Here is a 23,458-nt window from a genome sequence, read left to right as displayed (position 1 = left end):
TTGAAATTGTTAACCTTAAATGCACATGCTTGGATGGAAGAAAACCAGCACGATAAGCTGAAGCAATTGGCTGCTTTTATTGATGAACAGCAGTTTGATGTCATTGCTTTGCAGGAAGTGAATCAGTCCATGAAAGAGACTCCTTTGTCAGCGGACGATTTGGGCGCGTACTATAGTGCAGATCCTGAAGTTGTCATTAAACGTGATAACTATGCTTATGTACTGAATGGGCTATTGTCCGATGCCTATCACTGGACGTGGGCTCCTGCGCATGTGGGTTTTGCCAAATATGACGAGGGTTTGGCGATTCTGTCCAAAGCACCGATTACAGCTACGGTGAACGAATATGTTTCCTCGGTACAGGACTATGACAACTACCGCTCGCGTAAAATTGTGGGCATTCAGACTGTGGTGGACGGAGTGCAGGCCTGGTTTGTCAGTGGGCATTATAACTGGTGGAATGATGAGGAATCCTTCCGCGGACTATGGGATCGTACAATCGAAGTGCTCGCTCCTTTAGCTCCGGCTCCTATGTTTGTGATGGGGGATTTCAACAACGCGGCTGAAGTGCGCGGAGAAGGATATGACTATGTGTTGCAATCCGGTTGGTCGGACACCTATTCGAATGCAGCTGTACGTGATGCAGGACACACGGTTATCAAGGCTATTGCTGGCTGGGAAAGTAATGCGGAGCCGCTCCGTATTGACTACATCTTTTCCAATAAGGCCGCACATGTTCAATCTTCAACGGTCGTACTGAACGGGAAAACAGGACCCGTTGTATCCGATCATTTCGGCGTTGCAGTCGAGTTGGAACTGTGATGAACACAAAGGAGGCCAGTTGCTTATGCGATTGGCCTTTTTTTTACGGAGTTCGATTTTAATCGAATGACATATTGAATAACAATCGCAATCAATACTAATATCATATTGTAATAAAAGGGGGTACTGAGGCTAAAACGTTCCATGAGTGCACCTGCGATGATCGGAGACGCAATGGCCCCCAATTCGGATAAAGATACGACATTGCCGATAAATGAGCTTCTATTGTCTTCAGGAATAACATCTCCTAGCTGCGAGTAAAAGGAATCCAGATAGCTGGCTCCTCCTATACCTCCGATGAACATCCCTAAGTATACGATCCACGGTTCTGTGAACCACAGAAATAGGATGATTTCCATCATGATCAACAATAGACCGATGATACATAGCAGCAAGCGATCCTTGAGTATATCAGATATTTTGCCAATAAAGGGTGCTGATACAAAGGTTGATATGCCGATGATTGTAAAGGCTAAGCTGATTTCTGCTGGACTCCAATGGAGCTTGTAGGTCGCATATACTGAGAAGTATGTTAAAAATATAGCAAATGCACTCATTTCAAGAAAATGAACGGTGGAATAAAGCAACAACTGTTTCGTTAATTTGATTCTTCTCTGCGATTTTTGAAAGGGGGGATGCTGTGGCTGTGGCTTTAAGAGAGAATTAGCGAAAGTCATTCTTGAAACGGCAACGAAGGATATACAGGCAAAAAAAGCAACGAAATAGAATGGAAAGGATAAAGAAAAATAAAAAACGATAACTCCACTTATAAGAGGGCCTAAAATCATACCAGCACCTTCACTGCTGCTGATATATCCATTGAGCGTGCCTCGATTCTCTGCGGTGCTCATATGGTTGATCGTGACTCTGACGAAGACGGTTAGCCCTATAGCCACCAAGCCTTGAAGAAGTCTAAGTATAGATAAAACAATGAAGCTTCCTGCAACCGGGAACAGAAGCATACAAACAATTTCGGCGATGAGTAAGCTCAACCCCAAGCGTTTTGCACCGATCTTTTCATATATTTGTCCTGCCATGCCTCCACCAAGAAATCTTCCCACATAAAACAAAGAAAATAAAATGCTCATGCCAAGTGTTGATATCCCGAATTGCTCTACATAAATAGCAAAGAGTGGAAGGATCATGCTTCCACTCATGTTAGCAATAAGGCTGATCACGATCATACAGGCAATATTACGATTTAAATATAAGTTTCTTACCATATCCTAGAAGCCTCTCTTTGAGCTTGCATTATGGGAACCGTTTTTCCGATGACTCCTGATTATGCATGAACGGCTTCCATTCGCTAGCGGGTTCCTTCATAGGATACGCAGGCGTACTCTACGCTGTGCCTAAATCCCAATGCCATTTTGGAGTTGTGACACGTATGGCAAGGGTAGGTGTGCCTTTATGCAGGAAAGCCGCCTCCTGGTGGTGGCCAAGCTCCATAAATACGGCGCAGCAGTACAATTTCACCCAAATGATAGGAATTGTGGGAAGCGATATTTCGCAGCAATCCCGCTTTTGTTTCACCTGGGAAATGAGCCAGTGATTCATCCAGTTGCGCGGTTTCGGCAATTTGCACAGCCCGATCTACGCCTTGTAGAAATTCATTAATGACAGCCTGCCATGCCTCTTCGCTTTGCGGTCCAGTTTCTTCGGGCCAGCTTTCCATGACATTGCCCGGAAGCTGGGGCTTCCGTCCTTCCAAATGGTCCAGCATAAATTGCTGCCAGTAAATCATATGTTTCAGTAGTTGATAAATGCTGTAGGGCATTTCTGCGTTTTTCTTCCCTGCTAGCTCGACGTTAATGTCTGGCAAAGCCCGAGCCACGCGAATATGTCCACGTTCCCCGACCAGTGATTTAACCAGCGCTTGACCGAATAATTGGTTGGCATCCGACATGTAGGATCATCCCTTCTATGAGAGCTTGTTTCTAGCTTAGTCTTATTTTACGATTATACAATTATATTTTCCAAAATGTAAATGAATACGTGGTTTAAAGTAAAGGGCAGAAATCATTTTAATAAAGTAGTTGATAATTGTTCTCAATTGAATTACAATAATATTGTTTCAGGAGAAACAATAAACGACATTTATATGTGTTGTTTAGTATATACGGAAACGTTAAGGGGAGCTTTCCGTATATATATATATTGTTTCTGTTGAAACAATAGGTGGTGGGAAAAAGTTTTTAGATAGGGGTGTGAACATGGATTACGAAGTGATTGTTGTAGGCGGCGGACCCGTTGGGATGTGGTTGGCTGCTGAGTTGGCATTGGCGAGGGTAAGCGTATGTGTAATTGAACGTTTGGAGGAGCCCATTCGCCAGTCGCGTGCGCTTACGCTACATCCACGGACACTTGAGATGTTTGATATGCGTGGATTGAAGGAGCGGTTTATGAAGCACGGCAGACCTATACGTACAGGTCACTTTGCAATGCTGGATACCCGCTTGGATTTTTCTGTGCTTGATAGTTCCTCCAATTATACATTGTTTATCCCACAGGTGATTACAGAGCAGTTGATTGAGGAGCATGCGCTCAAGCTGGGAGTTGTCGTCCATCGTGGCATGGAAGTGGTATCTGTGCGGGAGCAGGAGCAGGGCGTAGAAGTGGTGAGTGTACGCACGTCTGGACCACAAGCCAATGTATCGGTGATGACTGCTGCCTATGTCGTAGGAGCGGATGGGGCCGGGAGCATCGTGCGGAAACAAGCGGGGATTGCTTTTCCGGGCACGGATACTACTCTGACTGCTGTATTAGCGGATGTAGAGTTAGCCAATCCGCCTGAAAATGGCGTACATTCCGAATATAGTGAACGAGGCGGGGTGATGATTGCCCCCGTGTCTCCAGGTATTTATCGGGTTATTTTGACTACACTTCGATTGAAGGATGTCCCGAAAGACGCACCTGTAACGCTGGAAGAAGTGCGCACAGAGCTGTGCGATCTGCTTGGTACAGATCTTGGCGTATCCAATCCTCGCTGGTTATCTCGATTTGGGAATGCAACGCGGCAGGCGCAGACCTATCGTAAAGGGAGAATCCTGCTAGCAGGTGATGCTGCGAATCTGGGATGGAAGCTAGCAGGAGTGATTCGTGGCTGGGCTCCAGACACGCTGCTGAATAGCTATCATGACGAACGCTATCCGGTTAATACGCAGTTTTTACGGAATACCGAGGTTCAGACCCGCTTAATGGATTTTACGCCTGCTGTCTTGGCGCACCGCCAATTACATGAGGAATGGTTCCGCCATCCGGAAATTAATCGGTCTATGGCAGAGCAGATTAGTGCACTGGATGTATGTTATCCAGGGGCTGGCAATATACCGCAGCATCCGCTGAACGGGAAACGGTTTGCTGATTTTGAATTGCGGTTGCCTAACGGAGTGACATCGTATGCTTACGATCTTCTTCATGAAGGCCGATTTGTGCTTCTCCATCTTGCACAGGATACTAAGGTATCGAATGAGTTTCGCCATATCTCACTTTCACATATTTCATATGTGGAGGCCGTAGCTGAAGAATTGCCCGTTGGATGGAGAGATGTGCATACGGTTCTCATCCGTCCGGATGGGTATATCGCTTGGGCTGTTTCTGTGAAACAAACGGATATATTGAGTGTTATTAAGGATGCATTGTCACGTTAATATAAAGGAAAAAGGTATGATCATGACCATATTGTTTCCTGTGAAACAAATGTGGGCTATAATGAAAGGAGGAGTATGCCAAAGGAGTGACTACTTGTTCGTATGGAGAAGGCGACATCGGTTCAGCATGTCTATGATTTGCTTATTAAGATGAATCACCAGCTGGAGCAGCATCAGCAGAGAGAGGGCATGATCTTTCTCGAGGAAATCCGCGAGCACTTTGACGGAATGACTTCGCTCAATATGACGGATGTGCACGTTATGGATTGTATTGGGAGGCATGAGCCGATCAATGTTACAACCTTAGCGGAACGAATGGAGCTGAGCAAGGGGACCGTTTCGAAAGTTAGCACCAAGCTGCTCAAGGAAGGCTGGATTCGCAGAACCCAGCTGAACGACAACAAAAAAGAGATTTATTTTCGGCTAACCCCGTTGGGGAAAAAGCTCTTTCTTGTACATGATCGGCTGCATGCTAAGGCACAGCATCAGTTATTTCAATTTTTAGATCGTTACAGCTCGGAAGAACTAAATGTCTTGAAGCGTCTGCTGTCCGATGGCGTAGGTTTCTTGGAAGCTATGGAGTAGCAGAAGATGAGTCTCAATTCAAAGGACATTTAAATCATCGACAATGTGCACCTGTTTATTCTTCATGTGATAGCCACATGGAGAGATGCGGGTGCTTTTCTTTTAATGCAATAGCCGTTTTGCTTCCATATAGAGCACCTGCACGAACTTTTTCGTATTAATGCGGGCTTGAGATAGTGAAGGCTCCACATTGTTTTGCAGTTCCAACATTTTTTTGCGGATTTCTGTAAAATCAAAAAATTTGGATGCATAATTTTCAAACTTAGGATGGGTATAGTCGGTCAACCCGAGCGATACAATATGGCTTAATGTCTGGAAAATAGCGCGGCGGACACGCTGCTCCGATGCCTTGATTTCCTTGCTTAGCTCTATTGCTGAAGCTGAGTCTCCTAATCGTTTCAACGCTATATTAGCAAATATATCCTTTAGCGAGGGAAACAGATAGGGGGATAGATTGCCTGTTTCCTCCTCATATTGGTCCAAGTATTCCAACATATCCAGTAAATCTACACTTCCGGCTTCGCCAATCATCCCCATTTCGGAGAGCAGAAACTGTCCCGAACTTACAATGTTTCGAGTCGGTTCCAGTGTAGATGATGGGCTATTCGATGTGAACATCGACAGTCCTTGCAATGTGCGCTGAATATCTGTAATCGACTGCTGCATGCGCAGGCGTTCGGTTACTTTTTGGATAACTGCAATAATTTCCAGTCGGTTTAAGGGCTTGGCAATATAATATTCAATACCGAGTGAGTACGCCTCACCGATCATGTTTTTGGATTCAATCCGAGAAATCATAATGATTTTTCCGCTAAATTGATCACCGAGTGCACGCACGGTCTGAATGCCGTCACGAAGCGGCATCAGCAGGTCAATCAGCAATACATCAATTCGGTTCAGCTCCAGCAGGCCGCTATTCACGTAGGAACCATCCTCCGCTTCCCCAACAACCTCTCCTAAACCCTCGTCTTCAATAATGTCTGCCAGCATCGAACGAATCCCCTGATCGTCATCTACAATATAAAAACGCATCCGGGCTATCTTCCTTTCTCCGTGAGTTTCCGTAAAGGTAATATGATTCTAAAAGTGGTCTGTAATTTATCTGTATGCTCATCTTCATTCTGTAGTAGTTCAAGCGTTCCATCAAGACTCTCCGCGACTTCACGCACATAAAATAAACCCATGCCGGTCGAAGGCTGTCCTCCCTCATCATACTTGGTCGTGTATCCCGGTGTGAAGATCATTTCCCGTTTGCGCTGAGGAATACCTGGACCGTTATCGGTGACACTAAAGGATATTATATCCTCTTGTCCTGGTAGAAAATGAATGGAGACGTCAATCCTTCCACTGTCTTTCATCGCTTCTACTGAATTGGAGGTCAGATTGTTAATCAGAGTGAGAACTGTATAAACATGCAGTTTGGGCAACAAAGGATCGAAATTCAGCGTGAAACGGATAGACTTGCCTAGCGATTGAGCGTATTTGCTGTTCGTTCGGACGATCAGCTCGCCAAGTTCCTGTGAGGTCATATAATGCACGTCGCTTTCCGAATCAATGAGCTTGGACAAACCGGCAAAAATCCGCTGGCTGTCTTTTTTAATCTCATGGACTTGTCCGGAAATACGAAGTGCCTGTCTGGCGTAATGTTCTCTATCTTTCAGAGATTCATCCTGCTGCAGCTCGCGGTATAGCTCATAGCTTTCACGGGTGATTTGCTCTGCATGTGACAAAGTTTTGCCTAACTGGACTGACTCCTCATACAAGTCCGATACCAGGAGTAAAATTCGCTCCGTTTGCTGTCTTTGTGCCTCTTCATGCTGAACAGATTGATTTAATCGAATCATATTATAGAACCCAAGCACAAAGAAGCTGCGGATCATGGCCATAAAAGCCACTTTGCTGATCTTAACGATGTCCCAGAAATCACCGTCAATGCTTCGCCGGACACTAAGCTCTGCCACACTTGCGGCAACCTCAATTCCCACAGAGAGGATGCCCACACGCAGTGCGCGGTAAGGCTCAGCATTAATGTTAAGAACCTGAAAGAGCAGGCCATAAACCATATAATAAAAAAAGGTAGGTCCATGCAAGGTCATTAATTCTTCAAAGGAAGAGCCGGGATGAAGGTAATGATTGAGTGAAATACGAAATGCAACTACTGCTATCCCTGCAAACACTCCCGATAATGCAGGTGGAATATGACGTATAGATAACAGAAAGAAAAAAAATACGGGCGTACCAAAGCTGAGACGAAATGTATTATCGAACGGGTGAATATTCAACTCACCTGCTAGGGGTACAAAGATAAGCATCAGCAGGAAAAGAAGGGTATTTAGCTTCATCCATATTCACCTCCGGGTATTTGTTTCAGAAAGTCAATGTAAGATAAATTCACAGGCTTAGCATTAATACTTGTGAATTTATAGAAAAAAACAAATACATGTGTAGATAACTGTCGGTTTTTATAGTTCGGATTGTAGTATAAATAACATCATCTGAATATTAAGAGCTGCATACTGCAAAAATATACAAACCAGCCAGGGGGGACATGAAGTGAAAAAGATTAATTTAACAATGCAAATCTTTATCGGTCTGGCTTTAGGTATTATTGTTGGTGCCTTATTTTACGGCAATTCAGGGGTGGAAGTCTACTTAAAGCCGATCGGTGATATTTTCATCCGCTTAATCAAGATGATTGTCGTACCTATTGTAATCTCAACGCTCATTATTGGTGTAGCCGGCGTCGGAGATATGAAGAAACTGGGGAAACTCGGCGGGAAGTCGATTCTGTACTTCGAAATTGTAACGACCATTGCGATCCTGTTTGGTCTGCTTGTTGCCAATCTGGTTCGTCCCGGTGAGGGCGTGGACATGTCCCACCTGGCCAAGAGCGATATCCATTCCTATGTGGAGACTGCGGAAAAGTCAGGCCATAACTTTATAGATACGATTGTGCACATCGTACCTACCAATGTTATTCAAGCCCTGGGCGAAGGAGATATGCTGGCTATTATATTCTTCTCTGTATTGTTCGGACTAGGAGTGGCAGCGATTGGTAACAAGGGCAAGCCTGTGCTGAATTTCTTTGAAGGTGTAGCCGACGCCATGTTCTGGGTAACCAATCAGGTCATGCGCCTCGCTCCGTTCGGTGTATTTGCACTGATTGGCACGACAGTGGCCAAGTTTGGATTAGCCTCGTTATGGCCGTTATTGAAGCTTGTACTGTCAGTGTATGGCTCCATGTTACTGTTTATTGTGGTTGTCTTTGGAATTATCGCCAAGCTTTGCGGTACCCGTCTCTGGACGATGGTTAAAATTTTGAAAAGTGAGCTGTTGCTTGCATATTCGACGGCCAGCTCGGAAAGTGTTCTGCCTAAGATCATGGAGAAGATGGAGAAATTCGGGTGTCCGAAAGGAATCACATCCTTTGTCATTCCGATCGGATATTCTTTTAATCTGGACGGCTCCACGCTGTATCAAGCACTGGCTGCAATTTTCATTGCCCAAATGTATGGCATTGATATGCCGATCACGACCCAAATCACGCTGGTACTCGTGCTGATCATTTCCTCCAAAGGGATTGCAGGCGTGCCGGGCGCTTCCTTTGTCGTGTTGCTCGCTACGCTGGGAGCAGTGAATCTCCCGCTGGAAGGTCTGGCCTTTATCGCTGGTATTGATCGTATTCTGGATATGGCGCGTACGGTAGTCAATGTTTTAGGAAACTCGCTTGCGGCTGTAGTCATGTCCAAATGGGAAGGACAATATGATAAAGAAAAAGGCGAGGAATACGTTGCTTCAATTAAATAAGATACATTGAACCGAATAGTGGATACCAAGAGCACCTTTGCGAAGTAATGCAGAGGTGTTCTTTTTGTTTCCAGACTTGTTAACATACTTCCTTTTTCGACATTTTTCGATGTTTTTTGTATGGATATATAGGTATATGGACACGAAAAATAAGTCTTAATACCTATACGATTATAGATTTATTTATAATGATTCTTAATAAAATTCCGATATTAAATTATACCGTTTTATATAACTGGCTTAGAAGGGAAGATCATATATGTTTCTCAAGAAAAATGAGTCTCAATCACTTGCTCCTTTAGTAGAAGAAAGCCGCAAACTCTCACAAAGAATACAGCAAAAGGATTATTCTGCTGCAATACAGGTTTCCTCAGCATCTCCTGAAATTCAAGAAATCGCAAACAATGTCAACCAAGCGATAGAGTCCATGAAAAATGATGCTCAACATGTTGATATCCGTTTGAAGCTTGTTACCAAGGCGATAGAGATTGGCTTATGGGACATGGAGGTCATTGCGGGTGATCCCGTCAATCCAAGTAATACGTTCACATGGTCCGAAGAATTCCGTTCTATGCTGGGATATCAGAGCGAAAAGGAATTCCCCAATGTATTGGACAGCTGGTCATCTCGACTACACCCCGAAGACTATGACAGATCTTTGGCAGAATTGTCTGATCATTTACTGGATACTACGGGGAAAACCCCTTATGACGTACAGTATCGTTTGAGGCTGAAGCATGGAGAATATCGCTGGTTCCGGGCTACCGGAACGACGATCCGTGACCAGCAGGGAGTGCCGCTTCGTATTGCGGGCGCTCTGTTGGATGTGCACGATCAGAAGATTAAGTCCGAGGAGCTTCAGGCGCTAGTTACCAGATTTGATCTCATCAATCGTGTTTTGGTGGAGGCACCCTATGACGTCATTTTGGTGGATGGAGACATTGAGCACCCGGATAATATATTTTGGTGGTCCCAGCAATTCCGCAACACCTTGGGCTTTACAGACGAGAAGGACTTTCCAAGTGTATTAAGCAGCTGGAGTTCGCGTATACATCCTGATGATGCCGAACATGCAGTTAAGGCTGTAGTCGATCATTTAAATGACTATTCAGATCGTACGCCATATGATATGGTATGTCGCCTACAAAGTAAAAATGGAGAATATCGCTGGTATCAAAACAGTGGAAGAAGCATACGCGATAGCAAAGGAGTGCCTATTCGCATTGCCGGAACCATCCGTGATATCACAGTGGAAAAGGAAAAGCAGGCTGTTGCAGACGAGCTTACGCTCAAAATTCAGCATCTCTCCGATTCCATTACAGAAATGGTGAACGGTGTTAACTCGGTTAGTAACCAGGCACAGGAATTGGCTACGGCTCAAGAGCAATCGACAGAGGCAGCGAATCAGGCCAAAGTCAGTGCAGAAGAGACGCAAAACATTTCGAACTTCATTAAAGAGATTGCGAATCAAACGAATCTATTGGGTCTGAATGCTGCAATCGAGGCATCGCGTGCAGGCGAGCAGGGACGGGGGTTTGCAGTAGTTGCAGATGAAGTCAGAAAACTTGCCATCCATAGTGCGGATGCGACCGGGAATATCGAGACCAGTCTGGACGAAATGAAAACACTCATCGAGCGAATTCTGCACAACATCGGGAATATGTCTACGCTGACACAAACACAAGCCGCGCTAACACAGCAAGTCAATGCATCTACGGACGAGATCAACAGTATGTCCAAAGCTTTGTTGGATTTTGCGAGAACGATGTAAGGCTTTAGACTTCATGTAAATAGTAGACCGGGCCATAGGCTCGGTCTCTTTACTGCTTTTGGTAGATGAACTATACTTTTGAGGATCAATCTAAGATGACCTCAGAGTAATTTCATGTGGAAAAGAGGAAGCGATTTGAGCCTACTTAGTTCAATATTGGTTGGAATTGTAGCGCTGGAGCACGTGTACATTTTAGTATTGGAAATGTTTTTGTGGACGACTCCACGCGCGATGCGTACGTTCGGTACCTCGAAGGAACTGGCAGGAGTGACCAAATCCTTGGCAGCCAATCAGGGGCTGTATAACGGATTTCTGGCTGCTGGATTGGTGTGGGGCTTGATCTATCCCGATCCTGTGATCGGGCAGCAAATCGAATTATTTTTTGTCATTTGCGTAGTAGTGGCTGCAGTGTATGGTGCATTAACGGCTAATAAGTCTATTTTATTAAAGCAAGGTCTGCCTGCCATCTTGGCATTAATCAGTTTGCTGGTCTTCTAAAAGACGCCCTTAACGGGTGTCTTTTTTGCTAATTCGATCACATAATGTCTGCAATGCTAATGACAAGGGGAATAAACAGTTTTTGAACGATTGTAAATCCGACTATTCCGATTTATAATATTTTTCAATACATACTTAAAGAATTTGGAGGCTAGAGCGATGCGTCGTAATTTGACAGGTATATTCGTATTCATCGTATTAATGTTGGTAGTAAGTGCATGCTCCGGCGGAAATTCGGGATCTTCGTCTGCGACGAATGGTAGTGCGTCTGGCACAGATGCAACTACAGCCGATAACGGACAGCCCAAAGATGGTGGCAGCCTGATTATCGGCGTGCAAGCCGATCCGGTGGTGCTGAATCCGAACTATGCGGGTGACCGGGTAAGTCTGACGATAGATCAAGCGATATTTGCACCTTTGTTCCAAGTGAACAATGGCAAGAAGACGTTTTATTTGGCAGATAGCCTGACTCCTTCGGCAGACAAGTTGACCTATACACTAAAACTGAAAAAGGATCTGACTTGGCATGATGGCGAGAAGCTGACAGCTGACGATGTCGTTTTCACGATTAACAAAATTTTAGATGAGAAGCAGCACAGCTTCTTGAGAAGTAATTTTATGGTCAACGGCAAGCCGGTACAGGCGAGCAAGGTTGATGATACGACGGTGGACTTCAAGCTTCCTCAGCCAGCCCCAGCTTTTGAGGCGGCCCTGGTACAGGTATCCCCGATTCCGAAGCACATTTTTGAGAATGAAGCGGATATTGAGAAAAGCACGAAAAACAACACTCCGGTTGGATCAGGTCCTTTCAAATTTAAAGAGTACAAAACTGGCGAGTACGTTACACTTGAACGGTTCGATAACTATTTTGGCGGCAAGCCGCATCTGGATTCTGTGACATATCGAATTGTTAAAGATTCGAATGCTGCCAATTTAGCCCTGCAAAATGGTGAAATCAATGTAAACTATCTCGACCCACAAAACGTAGACACCATTAAAGCGACAGATAAGTTTGACATTTTCCCTTACAGCGAAGGCCGCTTGGCTTACCTGATGTTTAATGAAAACAGTGATACAAAGCAGTTGAACAAAAAAGAAGTACGTCAGGCGCTTTCTTATGCACTGAATCAGGATGAATTGATCCAGGTATCGTATGGCTCCAAAGATTATGCAGATACTGCAAAGTCCGCTTTGACACAGGATGTACTGTATCACACGAATGATGTTGCATTTTTCAATAATGATGTGAACAAGGCGAAGGAGCTGCTGAAATCGGCCGGCGCTGAAGGGCTGAAGCTGCGCATTATCATTCCGGGCGGCAACAAGGTTCAGGAAGCACAGGCGCTGTATATCCAGCAGAAGTTCAAGGATATTGGCGTTCAGCTGGATGTGAACAGTATGGATTCCTCAGCGTGGTCGCAAAAATTCGTTGATACGAATGCCAAGGATTTCGATCTGGCGATCAGCGGCTATATCATGGGGTATGACCCTGATGCGTATCGTATTTTGTATAGCACGGGATCGTCCTCCAACTATTCGCATTATTCTAATAAAGAAGTAGATAAGTTGTTGGAAGAGGGCGCGGGTGAGTCGGATACGACTAAACGTGGAGAAATTTATAAAAAGGTACAAGAAATTTTGGCTGATGATGCGGTTATCTACCCAATTGCATACACCAAAACGATTGTGGCCTTCGACAAGCAGTATGGCGGTATTGATCAGGCTGTGTTGAAGCCGGTCGTGATTTTCGAGGATTTGTCCAAAATTTATCACAAATAAGACAGGGTTTTCAAAAAATAAGCTGGGGTAACCAGCTTATTTTTTTCGAAAACAGCAAGGGGAAGGAAAACGTATGAGACAACTCATCGCCAGAAGGTTGCTGCAAGTTATACCGATGCTATTTTTTGTGTCCATCGTCTGCTTCGGCTTGATCAAGCTGGCTCCAGGTGATCCGGTGCTCTCTTTTGTTACACCGAATATGCATCTGGAAGATATTGAAAGAATGAGGCATAGCTTGGGGCTGGACCAGCCCGCTTATGTACAGTACATATTATGGCTTAAAAAAAGCCTGACAGGAGATCTAGGTTATTCGCTAATTAATCATCAGCCTGTACTGGATCAGATTCTCGACCGTCTCCCGGCGACAGCGGGGTTAATGGGCGCCTCCATCATACTCGCTGTGTTGATTGCAATTCCACTTGGTTTGATTGCTGCGGCCAATCGGAATCGCTGGATCGACAAGCTCATTAATTTAATGTCGTACATCGGTATTTCAGTCCCATTGTTTTGGCTTGGCATTTTGCTTATTTATCTGTTTGCAATTTATTTGCATTGGCTTCCAAGTACAGGGATGCGTACGATCGGAACGGATTCGGTGCTGGATGTGATCAAGCATGGCATCTTGCCATGTTTTGTACTGGCCTTTGGCTTTCTATCTGTCTATGTGAGGTACATCCGTTCCAGCACGATTACGCAGCTTAAGGAAGAGTACGTGCAGATTCAATACGCGTTCGGGTCTGGACAACGAATGGTTTTGTTTCGACACGTGCTCAAGCATGTTCTGCTGCCCATCATTACGCTGCTTGGTATGTCGGTTGCGGACCTGGTGGCGGGAGCCATTGTGACGGAGACGGTATTTTCCTGGCCGGGCATTGGCTCGCTGGGCATGACGGCTGTAAAAGGAATGGATTATCCCGTCATTATGGGGATTACCTTATTTTCCGCTTTACTGCTGATCCTGGGTAATCTGCTGGCAGATATCTTGTACAGCATGGCGGACCCGAGAATTAAATCAACGAGGTGAAAACATGAATCGGAGCAAATGGCGCAACATCGGGATCGAGCTGATGACGAGCAAAATGGGCGCCGTCGCCCTCATACTATTGATCGTATTCTCGCTGGGAGCGATTTTCGCATTTTTATCACCGCAGGACCCGAATAAGCTGAACGTACTGGAGCGCCTCCAACCACCGGGAGGCGCACACTGGTTTGGAACGGACGATTACGGTCGGGACTATTTTACAAGAGCGCTGTATGGCGGTCGTGTATCATTGCTGGTGGGCTTTGCCTCTATGATTATTGCGACCAGTATTGGTGCAGTGGTAGGCATTGTGAGCGGCTATTTTGGCGGGTGGATTGACAACCTGCTTATGCGGATTTTGGAGCTAATCATGTCGATTCCGTCTTTTCTGGTTATATTGCTGCTTAGTGTGTTTTTGAAGCCAGGCGTTGGCAATATCATTGTCATTATCGCCCTGCTCATGTGGATGAATATCGCCCGGGTGGTGCGGGCAGAGACGATGACGCTGCGCGAACGGGAGTATGTACTATACGCTAAGGCTTCAGGACAAAGTACATTTGGCATTATCCTGAAGCACATCGTTCCCAATCTGATTCCAGTCATTATCGTAGGAGCGACGAACAATATCGCTTCAGCCATTATGATGGAATCATCACTGAGCTTTCTCGGCTTTGGTGTTCAACTGCCGAACGCTACGTGGGGCAGTATGCTGAATAATGCCCAAGGCTATATTGCACAGGCACCATATATGGCATTGTTTCCGGGATTGCTTATTTTACTGACCGTGTTGAGCTTTAATGTACTGGGAGATGTACTGCGTGTAGGCTTTGAGCCCAAATTAGTAAAACGATGATTCACAGCATAGATCCATTACCAATGGCTCCAGGAGCGACAGGAAGGGGCGAAAACACAATGACAGAACATCTGCTGTCCGTCGAACAGCTGGAGGTCTCGTTTTTCACTCGTGAGGGGGAGAATCAGGCCGTTCGAGGGGTTAGCTTTCATATTGATGCTGGAGAAACGGTAGGAATTGTAGGAGAATCCGGTAGCGGCAAAAGCGTTACGGCGAAAGCGATCATGTCGATGATTGCCCCGCCCGGCAAGCGGCTGAACGGCGATATCCGTTACCGTGGAGAAAGTTTGACCGCGCTGACAGAAAAACAATGGCGTAAAATACGCGGTAACCAAATCGCAATGGTGTTTCAGGACCCGATGACTTCGCTGAATCCGGTCAAAAAAGTAGGCTATCACCTGGTCGAGGTGATTCGTAGGCATCGAGGACTGAGCAAGGAAGCAGCTACGCAGGCAGCTGTGGAGCTACTGCGACAGGTAGGTATTACTGAACCGGAGCGTCGAATGAATCAGTACCCGCATCAATTCAGCGGAGGGATGCGCCAGCGGGTGATGATCGCAATGGCGCTCTCGTGCAGCCCGGAGCTACTGATTGCAGATGAGCCAACTACAGCGCTGGATGTGACGATTCAGGCGCAAATATTGGAGCTGCTCAAGACGCTCAAGCAGCAATCCGATATGGCGATTGCCTTGATCACCCATGATCTGGGCGTCGTCGCCCAGGTGTGCAGCCGTGTCATCGTAATGTACGGCGGCATGGTGATGGAGGAGGGGCGTGTGGACGATATCTTCTATCGTCCTGGGCATCCATATACGCAGGGTCTGCTGCGCTCTGTACCCCAGCGTACGAACGGCTTCCGTGAGCGGCTGGTGCCGATTGAGGGCACGCCCCCGGATCTGGTGAACCCGCCATCAGGCTGTCCGTTCATGGAACGGTGCCCGCATGCGTTTGCCCGCTGTGTGGAGCGGCCGCCAATGGTGGAGTTGCGCTCTGACCAGCGAGCAGCCTGCTGGTTGAACGAGCCGGACGCCGTGCCTGCCGGAGTCTACGAGACGTCCGAAGCGGGTCGTGCAGAGGAGGGGAATGACGGTGAATGAAGCGTTGAGAGAGGCCAACCATGTGGCGGGTGAGGATCAGCCCTTGGTGGAGGTACACCAGCTTAAGAAGCATTTTGTGACCGCAAAGGATTTGTTAGGGCGCAGCTCCGAGGTGCTCAAGGCGGTTGACGGCGTAAGCTTCCACATCAAGCGCGGCGAGACGTTCGGATTGGTTGGTGAGTCCGGTAGTGGCAAATCGACAGTTGGACGCTGCCTGACACGGTTATACGATTATACGGAAGGTACGGTACGCTTTGACGGTCAGGATATTTCCAAGCTGAATGACAAGCAGCTCAAGCCGCTACGTCGGCGTATTCAGAGCATTTTTCAGGACCCATATTCCTCGCTTAATCCGGGTATGAACGTGCTTGACCTGATTGGTGAGCCGATGGATATTCACAGATTGCATCAGGGCAGTGAGCGTAAGGATGCCGTAGTGGCTTTACTGGAGAAGGTAGGGATGAAGCGAGAGCACCTGTACCGCTATTCGCACGAGTTTAGCGGCGGTCAACGCCAGCGGATTTCCATCGCTCGTGCCTTATCCGTGAATCCCGAGTTCATCGTCTGTGATGAACCGATTTCGGCCCTGGATGTGTCCATCCAGGCGCAGGTCATTAACACGCTGGAGGATCTCCAGCAGGAGTTCGGACTGACGTATCTGTTCATCGCTCACGACTTGTCGATGGTGCGGCATATTTCGGATCGAATCGGCGTGATGTATCATGGACGGTTGGTGGAGGTAGCCGACGCAGATGAACTGTATGAGCAGCCCGCTCACCCCTACACGCAGGCGCTGCTCTCCTCCATCCCTGTGCCTGATCCGAGAGCGGTCGGCGAGCGGCAGAATAGCTTGGCTCAACCCGACGGTTCATGGGTATGGGACAAGGATAGCAACGATGCTGGCGAGCTGAAAGAAATTAGTCCCGGACATTATGTGGCGTACCCGGTTAGCCGTTAGGTTAAGATTGGTTGTACGTGTACATAACCTATAGGAGGTAAAAAACGATGACTGAATCAACGAATAGAGTACGTATTTCCCAGTGGGACGCGCTCATGCTGGAATCTTTACGTTCATTAGGCTGGTCCCCTGAGGAACTCATCCGTCGGGTGCAGCAAAATGAGCTGCCAACGGACGGACAATTTGATTATGCGGAGCTTGCCACCGGGCTGGCGGCCAATGAACCGGAGGTGTTTGTCAGCGCGGTAACAGACGGGTATCAGATCAAGTACAATACGATCCGTGGCATTCGTACGTGGATTGCCGTGGCGCTTGGAGGTGAGCCAGAGCTGTCTCTGGAGGAAGGAAGCGAAGCTGTCACATCCGAACTGACGCAGGCCGAATATGATCGGCTGGAGCAGGTGCTGTCGTTAGGTTGGGTCATTCAGGAGGTACGGCCCGCAACTGGCGATACTGCAGGATTGTACCGCATTGTGCCTGCTGCACAGACGAATTAAATTGTGAATATGGAGCAACACACTTTACCAGAAATTGAAACGAGCTGACCGGGAGGTCAGCTCGTTTTTTTAATACGATGCTTCTTCATTATTTTCATACTTTAGAAGATACGTTTACGGCTTGGCACCTCATTCACGTCCCTTCCATCTTTCCTCATATGGATATCATCAGTTGAAATGATTAGAAAGGTTACATTTTTCACCATATATGACCGATAAAAGTATAGTGTTATTTATATTTTATGGGAAATGAGGAAAGGGGACCTTTTAAATCTGATGAGTGAACAAGAAATACATGTGGGTGAATGTGGAGATGAGACGATTGCCGCGGAATCGAACGCAGTTCCACCTCGTCCACAAAGAATAGTTTTGACTCTGGTTACAGGGTTTGCATTATTGATCTTTAGTTTGTTCCTGTCGCTAACCACAGGTATATTTCCTATCAGCTATGCAGAGTTATGGGAAGTATTGTTTTCTTCCAATCCTGATCCCCTATTAAAGGAAGTTGTATACCAAACTCGTATACCATTTGCCTTGGATATGTTGTTGCTCGGAGGAGGTCTGGCCGTTTCAGGCACTCTTTTACAACTACGAATAGCTAATCCATTTGCATCACCCACCTTAACCGGACTTATGCCTGGGGCAATGGTGGGGTTATGTGTTGTCCTTTTACTGGGAATGAACATAGACTCTTTTGGTGGTATGGCCCTTTGTATTGCAGGGGCGGTATTTGGGGGATTCATTGTATTTACATTAAATAGAATCCGTTTCATTCGAGGACGGTCTGCGGGAATTCATTTATTCATGATTGGTTTCATTATTGATGTAGCCCTTCGTTCAATCTCTGGATTTATTGTGCTATTTGGGGAAAAATCGCAAGAGTGGGCAATGTCTGTGGGAGGGTGGGGAATAAGAGAAGGGTCATTCACGTTTTGGCTTACCTTGGTTACACTTCTCGTCGCAGGATCTGTCTTCGCATTCCCCAAGCAGCTGAAACCCCTGTACATTCCCTTCGCAATTGTGTTGACCGCCATTACGGTGTGGGCATGTGGTACCATCGGATATATAGGGCTTATTGTGCCTTATTTCATGCGCTGTATGATAGGAAACCGTCCACGGCTTCTTTTGTTGGGCTCCATCCTTTGGGGAGGCGGGTTGTTGATGCTGGCCAAAGTCATTTCCGCTAGAATCCATGAGCCGGTTGGGTTGCCCTTAACCCCAGTACTGGCCTGCATCGGCATACCCCTTTTGATCTTTATGATGTGGAGAGAATGGCAAAGAGGCTCTATGCTTGAAAATGGTAAATTCTGAACGCTATTAGCCAGAGCATCAAACTCTATTTTTTATGCTATATTTTATACATAAAAAAATAGAGTTGAGGTGCAGCATGACATCAATGACGATTGTCGATCCATCCGTCAAACCAGGATTAGTGGCTTATCAGGCAAGTAATGAAGATCAGGCTGAGATTCAGGAGTTAATTTTAAAGACGGCCAGATGGCTGCACAGCAAGGGTTCCACGCAATGGGGCAAATTACTAAAAGGAGAAGATGATCACAATCTGGGTGGTGCTATTTCACGCGGAGAAGTGGTTATTTTCCGAACCTCAGACGATCATCGCTTGGCAGGCGCAGTGATCTTGCAGCAGCAGCCCAGTGCTTGGGATTGTAGATTGTGGGGATTAGACGGGATGAATTCCGAGGGAGGTACCTCCGTGTATCTGCATCGTTTGGTTGTAGATCGCGATAACACGGGGAAGGGACTGGGCCGTGAGCTTATGCAGTGGATTGAGCAAGGTATCCGCTTCGCAGGCAAGGATCGAATCCGTCTGGATTGTATTGCGGGCAATGACAAGCTTAGCGGTTTTTACCAACAATGTGGCTATACTTATATAGGCGAAACAAATGGCTATAACACTTTTGAAAAGATGCTAATAAAGTCATAGAAAACGGAATCATAATTGAAGGAATACAAAAGAAGGAAGCAGGTGATCTGCATTCTTCTTTTTTTTGTTGTGCAGACCTTTACGTCCTCGTGATGTCTTTCTCTTGGTTACTGTCATATCAGAGCCACTCAAAAGAAAAAAATTTATATAAAAATGAAAATGGGGATATCGCGCTTTCTCCTTCTACATATGATGATAGGGAAAGTTTTGTAAGCGCTTCAAAGAAGGGTGATATACAACCATGCGAAGCTACAGGAGGCGGTTAAGGTGGACAATTACATGAGTTGGATAAAAATTGGATTTTTCCTCAGCATTCTGTTTTTACTTGCAACGGCATGCAGCACTTCTCCCAAAGTAGAGAATACAGATGGACAAAAGGTGCGGCTTACGATGCAGGTTTGGGGTAACCCTGCGGAGGTGAAGGTGTATCAGCGGGCACTGGATGCATTTGAAAAAGAGAATCCGAATATCGAAGTTAAGCTGGTACCAGTACCGGGAGACCAATATGAGCAAAAGCTGTTGACACAGCTACAGGGAAGTCGCGGACCGGATGTCTTTTATTCATATGAGTCGACGATTGCGCGTTTGATCGGAGCAAAACAGGTGCAGCCTTTGGGTGAATTTTTAAAAAGTGAGGCAAGTGACGTGAAGGCCGAGGATTTTCCGGAAGGATTATGGGGTCCGGCCAAGCGTGATGGGGAAATCTATGGGGTCACTCCTGACTCAAACCCGATGGTCATGTACTACAACAAAAAGGTATTTAAGGAAGCAGGTGTGAAAACACCGCAGGAATACTATGATGAGGGCAAGTGGAACTGGGACGCCTTTGAGGAGGTTACATCCAAGCTGAAGGCCGCCGGAAAGCAGGGCTATATTGCGGAAAACTGGTGGGCTCACTGGTATTCATGGGTGTGGTCGAATGGTGGCCGGATCTTTGATGAACAAGGCAAGTATGTGCTGGACCACAATGAAAAGGGCAAGGAAGCGTTCGCTTTTATGTACGATATGGTGAAAAAGGGAAATGCGGTATACCTTGGCTCACTCCCAAAAGGGCAGGGGGCAGATGCCATGTTCATGTCCAATCAGGTCGGCATGCTGGCGGCAGGAAGATGGCTGGAGCCCTTGTTTAGTCAAAATAAAAGCCTCGACTTTGATTATATCTACTGGCCCTCCAACACTGGTAAAAATGAGCCTGTCGCCATCCCGGTTGCATATGTAGCTGTCAACAAAAACAGTCCGCATGTGCAAGAGGCCATGAAGCTGGCAGCCTTCTACGTCTCTGTGAAAGGGCAGGAGGCGCGGCTGGTTGAAGGTGGCAATGCCATGGGTACGCTTGCTGCCGCAGATGAGAGCATCATGAAAAAGGCGACGATTGAGCACTCGGGCTATCTGACTGAGGGACGTGATAAAGGGCATGCTTATGGTTCTGCATTGGCGTATGATGCACAGGTGCCGGGGTTGAACTCCGATATCACGGAAACCATTGACCTGATGTTCCTTGGCAAGCAGGATGCTGCGACAACCATTGAAAAGTTGAATCAGATCATATCCAAGGCGGTCAAGTAAACACGGGATGGGCCGTGACCAGGGAGGAAGGTGACAAGATGCAGAAAAAGCATCAAGCGCTGTGGGGCTATCTATTTATTGGCCCCCAGTTTCTTGGTCTGTTATGTTTTTCACTGCTGCCCTTGCTGTATGCGTTTTACTTAAGCTTTGTCAATTGGGATGGTTTTGGGGTGCCTTTGTTTGTCGGCTTGGACAATTTTAAAGGTCAATTATCTGATCCTGATTTTTGGAAGGCACTCATTAATACGGTGTACTATATGGTGCTGGTCATTCCGGTGGGGATTGTGTTGGCTCTGCTCGTAGCCATCGTACTCAACAAAGTGAAGGGCAGGGAAATCTATCGCTTGTTTTTTTTCATGCCTGTCGTAACCAGTTCGGTATCGGTGGGGGTCATCTGGATGTGGATACTGAATGGTGAATTCGGCATTTTAAACCACTTGCTGCGAGCGATTGGCATTGCAGGCCCGATGTGGCTTACCGATACGCATTGGGTGATCCCGTCGATTGCTCTACTTAGCATATGGCTGGGACTGGGATACAACATGGTCATTTTTTTGGCAGGACTTCAGGGCATCTCTAAAAGCTATTACGAGGCAGCCGAAATTGACGGGGCCAGTAAGTTCCAGCAGCTAAGGTATATTACATTGCCGCTATTGTCACCAACAACCTTTTTTGTCACCATTATGATGGTCATCAGCTCTTTTCAGGTGTTCGATCAGGCGTTCGTCATGACAAACGGCGGGCCAGCCAAAGCAAGCTATACGCTTGTGTATCACATTTACGATCAGGCATTCATTGATTTCACGATGGGAGAAAGTGCGGCAGCGGCAATGATTTTGTTCGTGATTATTCTCATATTTACACTGCTGCAATTTAAAATGCAAAAGAGGTGGGTGCACTATGGAGATTAGTTGCAGAGGCAGGATGCTCCTGCGCCATGTGCTGCTCGCTGTCGGCTCTTTAATCATGTTTTTTCCATTTCTATGGACCATCCTCAGTTCTTTAAAGGATATCTCTCAAATTTTTGTCGTTCCGCCACAATGGATTCCCGATCCGTTTGTATGGAGCAACTATCCGGCATCGCTGGAGGCCATGCCCTTCGTGCAGGCGTACATGAACAGCTTTTACATTACGTTTATCATCGTGACAGCGACGCTGATTAGCGCATCTATGGCAGCGTATGCCTTTGCTAAAATCCGTTTTCCGGGTTCGGATATATTGTTTATTTTGTTCCTCGCTACGATGATGGTGCCTAAGCAGGTAACGATGATTCCGCTATACTTGGTGATGGATCGTATCGGCTGGCTGGATACGCATTGGTCGCTGATTGTACCTGGAGCCTTGTTTAATGCATTCGCGGTGTTTTTGCTCCGTCAATTCGTCATGGGAATTCCACGCGATCTGGAGGAAGCAGCAGTCATGGACGGGGCGGGATACATTCGCATTTACTGGAGTGTCATTCTGCCACTCATTCGTCCGGCATTGGCGGCGATCGGGATTTTCACTTTTTTGGGTGCCTGGAACAGCTTTCTTGATCCGCTGATCTATCTCAATACACCAGAGAAATTTACAGTTCCACTTTTGCTCAACAATTTCAAAGGACTATATACCGCCGATTGGTCACTGATGATGGCGGGCACCACTATTTCGGTCGTCCCGGTGCTCATCGTCTACATCATCGCCCAAAAGCAAATTATTGAGGGGATTACCTTAACAGGTATCAAGGGGTAGGGGCTTTTCCCTACTCCTTTTTATGTACTTTCCGATACTGTAATGGAGTACGCCCGGTGAAATGCTTGAATACACGGCCAAAGTGAGCAATGCTGTCAAAGCCCGTTTTTTCAGCAATGGCGGTCACTTTCCAGTTTGTTTCCTTCAAATACGCCCGAGCCTGCTGGACCCGTACATCCTGAAGATACTCGACCAACGTAAAACCTGTGGTCTGCTTGAAAATGCGGCACAGATAGGTGCTGCTAATATAAAAGTGTCCTGCCAGTTGCTCCAACGATAGCTTCTCGGCATAGTGGATATGCAGATACTCAATCACCGAGTACACGCGCTGCTGCTTCTCGCTGCGCTCAGGCGCTATGGTCTCAGGAGCCGCTGATTGTATGCGGCGGATTCGTATCAGTAGCTGCAGCAGCAGGCTTTGAAGATACATATATCGGTAGGCATGCTCTTGATGGTATTCATCCAGCATTTGCTGGAACAGATGCTCCAACTCGCGTTGTTCTGCTGCAGAGGGGCGAAGCAAAAAGCTTTTTTCAGGCAATAGCAGGTGATTCTGATCGCCGGATGGAGTGACAGACGTGGACGAGCCTACAAACGCTTCATCAAAGTTGATCAAAATTCGCTCATGGCTGCCGTTCCCTTTGTTACTCGTACGGTGGAAATCATGTTTGCTAATCCAGATCAGATCGCCCTTTTGTAGTGCGTATACACGCTGATTAATGTAGTAGTAACGCTCTCCTGCCAGCAGATAATAGATTTCATGCGCTTGATGGACATGGTCGGCAGACATGCTAAATGGCACCGTCCGAAGCGCTTGCTCGATAGCAAAATGGGGAGTGGCGATCATAACGACGTGCTCCTTTATGAAAATATTCATG

Annotated in this window: 22 protein-coding genes; 17 read left to right on the top strand and 5 right to left on the bottom strand. The window is 46.6% G+C overall.

What is annotated here, in order from left to right; translation table 11 throughout:
* Positions 1-822: an endonuclease/exonuclease/phosphatase family protein gene (locus tag HFE01_RS16295; protein ID WP_017425637.1), complete on the top strand. Its 822-nt coding sequence runs from the start codon at positions 1-3 to the stop codon at positions 820-822.
* A gap of 23 nt (positions 823-845) precedes the next feature.
* Here the strand turns inward: HFE01_RS16295 and HFE01_RS16290 are convergent, their stop codons facing one another.
* Positions 846-2,045: an MFS transporter gene (locus tag HFE01_RS16290; protein WP_017425638.1), complete on the bottom strand. Its 1,200-nt coding sequence runs from the start codon at positions 2,043-2,045 to the stop codon at positions 846-848.
* 185 nt (positions 2,046-2,230) lie between these two features.
* Entirely contained in the window at positions 2,231-2,728 is a 498-nt protein-coding gene (locus HFE01_RS16285) for a DinB family protein (RefSeq protein ID WP_107734449.1), read from the bottom strand.
* 307 nt (positions 2,729-3,035) lie between these two features.
* On the opposite strand from HFE01_RS16285, the gene HFE01_RS16280 reads away from it, so the two are divergent.
* Together HFE01_RS16280 and HFE01_RS16275 are read left to right on the top strand one after the other, a co-directional pair.
* Positions 3,036-4,472 (top strand): FAD-dependent monooxygenase, encoded by a 1,437-nt coding sequence (locus HFE01_RS16280; RefSeq protein ID WP_167438544.1) that lies wholly within the window; start codon positions 3,036-3,038, stop codon positions 4,470-4,472.
* 102 nt (positions 4,473-4,574) lie between these two features.
* Positions 4,575-5,057 (top strand): MarR family transcriptional regulator, encoded by a 483-nt coding sequence (locus HFE01_RS16275; RefSeq protein WP_017425640.1) that lies wholly within the window; start codon positions 4,575-4,577, stop codon positions 5,055-5,057.
* 102 nt (positions 5,058-5,159) lie between these two features.
* Here HFE01_RS16275 and HFE01_RS16270 read toward each other — a convergent pair whose 3' ends face one another.
* Positions 5,160-6,089 carry a response regulator gene (locus HFE01_RS16270; protein WP_038978236.1) on the bottom strand — a complete coding sequence of 310 codons (930 nt, stop codon included), beginning with the start codon at positions 6,087-6,089 and terminating at the stop codon, positions 5,160-5,162.
* Positions 6,090-6,094: 5 nt separating this feature from the next.
* A complete protein-coding gene (locus HFE01_RS16265; protein WP_038978235.1) occupies positions 6,095-7,399 on the bottom strand; it encodes a sensor histidine kinase in 1,305 nt (434 codons plus the stop codon).
* 211 nt (positions 7,400-7,610) lie between these two features.
* Here HFE01_RS16265 and HFE01_RS16260 point away from each other — a divergent pair, with 211 nt between their 5' ends.
* The 14 genes from HFE01_RS16260 to HFE01_RS16195 all read left to right on the top strand — a co-directional run bounded on the left by HFE01_RS16260 (position 7,611) and on the right by HFE01_RS16195 (position 22,580).
* Positions 7,611-8,864, top strand: coding sequence for a cation:dicarboxylate symporter family transporter (locus HFE01_RS16260; RefSeq protein ID WP_017425643.1), 1,254 nt, complete (start codon positions 7,611-7,613; stop codon positions 8,862-8,864).
* A 259-nt stretch (positions 8,865-9,123) separates the two neighbouring features.
* Positions 9,124-10,635 (top strand): methyl-accepting chemotaxis protein, encoded by a 1,512-nt coding sequence (locus HFE01_RS27635; RefSeq protein WP_107734451.1) that lies wholly within the window; start codon positions 9,124-9,126, stop codon positions 10,633-10,635.
* Positions 10,636-10,770: 135 nt separating this feature from the next.
* Positions 10,771-11,133 (top strand): DUF1304 domain-containing protein, encoded by a 363-nt coding sequence (locus tag HFE01_RS16250; protein ID WP_026065336.1) that lies wholly within the window; start codon positions 10,771-10,773, stop codon positions 11,131-11,133.
* 159 nt (positions 11,134-11,292) lie between these two features.
* The gene (locus tag HFE01_RS16245) at positions 11,293-12,912 is read left to right on the top strand and encodes an ABC transporter substrate-binding protein (RefSeq protein WP_019685838.1); all 1,620 of its coding nucleotides are present in this window, start codon (positions 11,293-11,295) and stop codon (positions 12,910-12,912) included.
* 73 nt (positions 12,913-12,985) lie between these two features.
* Positions 12,986-13,936, top strand: coding sequence for an ABC transporter permease (locus tag HFE01_RS16240; protein WP_107734452.1), 951 nt, complete (start codon positions 12,986-12,988; stop codon positions 13,934-13,936).
* Between the two features lie 4 nt (positions 13,937-13,940).
* Positions 13,941-14,786 (top strand): ABC transporter permease, encoded by an 846-nt coding sequence (locus tag HFE01_RS16235; protein WP_016820191.1) that lies wholly within the window; start codon positions 13,941-13,943, stop codon positions 14,784-14,786.
* Between the two features lie 59 nt (positions 14,787-14,845).
* Positions 14,846-15,883, top strand: coding sequence for an ABC transporter ATP-binding protein (locus HFE01_RS16230; RefSeq protein ID WP_107734453.1), 1,038 nt, complete (start codon positions 14,846-14,848; stop codon positions 15,881-15,883).
* Complete coding sequence (locus tag HFE01_RS16225; RefSeq protein WP_181323682.1) at positions 15,870-16,841, top strand: ABC transporter ATP-binding protein; 972 nt, start codon at positions 15,870-15,872, stop codon at positions 16,839-16,841. Before HFE01_RS16230 ends, HFE01_RS16225 begins: the two co-directional genes overlap by 14 nt.
* 47 nt (positions 16,842-16,888) lie before the next feature.
* Positions 16,889-17,338: a hypothetical protein gene (locus HFE01_RS16220; protein ID WP_107734455.1), complete on the top strand. Its 450-nt coding sequence runs from the start codon at positions 16,889-16,891 to the stop codon at positions 17,336-17,338.
* Between the two features lie 276 nt (positions 17,339-17,614).
* Positions 17,615-18,649: an iron chelate uptake ABC transporter family permease subunit gene (locus HFE01_RS16215; RefSeq protein WP_107734456.1), complete on the top strand. Its 1,035-nt coding sequence runs from the start codon at positions 17,615-17,617 to the stop codon at positions 18,647-18,649.
* Positions 18,650-18,725: 76 nt separating this feature from the next.
* On the top strand, positions 18,726-19,283 hold the full coding sequence (locus HFE01_RS16210) for a GNAT family N-acetyltransferase (RefSeq protein WP_019685841.1): 558 nt from the start codon (positions 18,726-18,728) through the stop codon (positions 19,281-19,283).
* A gap of 267 nt (positions 19,284-19,550) precedes the next feature.
* On the top strand, positions 19,551-20,849 hold the full coding sequence (locus HFE01_RS16205; protein WP_090890798.1) for an ABC transporter substrate-binding protein: 1,299 nt from the start codon (positions 19,551-19,553) through the stop codon (positions 20,847-20,849).
* Between the two features lie 38 nt (positions 20,850-20,887).
* Positions 20,888-21,760, top strand: a complete 873-nt coding sequence (locus HFE01_RS16200) for a carbohydrate ABC transporter permease (RefSeq protein WP_017425662.1) — start codon at positions 20,888-20,890, stop codon at positions 21,758-21,760.
* On the top strand, positions 21,750-22,580 hold the full coding sequence (locus tag HFE01_RS16195) for a carbohydrate ABC transporter permease (RefSeq protein ID WP_017425663.1): 831 nt from the start codon (positions 21,750-21,752) through the stop codon (positions 22,578-22,580). The genes HFE01_RS16200 and HFE01_RS16195 overlap by 11 nt, the downstream gene beginning before the upstream one ends.
* A 10-nt stretch (positions 22,581-22,590) precedes the next feature.
* Here the strand turns inward: HFE01_RS16195 and HFE01_RS16190 are convergent, their stop codons facing one another.
* Complete coding sequence (locus HFE01_RS16190; protein WP_017425664.1) at positions 22,591-23,427, bottom strand: helix-turn-helix transcriptional regulator; 837 nt, start codon at positions 23,425-23,427, stop codon at positions 22,591-22,593.
* Positions 23,428-23,458 lie beyond the last annotated feature (31 nt).

Source organism: Paenibacillus sp. EKM10P, assembly GCF_011800655.1.
Classification (GTDB): domain Bacteria; phylum Bacillota; class Bacilli; order Paenibacillales; family Paenibacillaceae; genus Paenibacillus; species Paenibacillus polymyxa.
The sequence above is the reverse complement of the archived record's forward strand: the minus strand, read 5'-3'. Positions and strand labels throughout refer to the sequence as shown.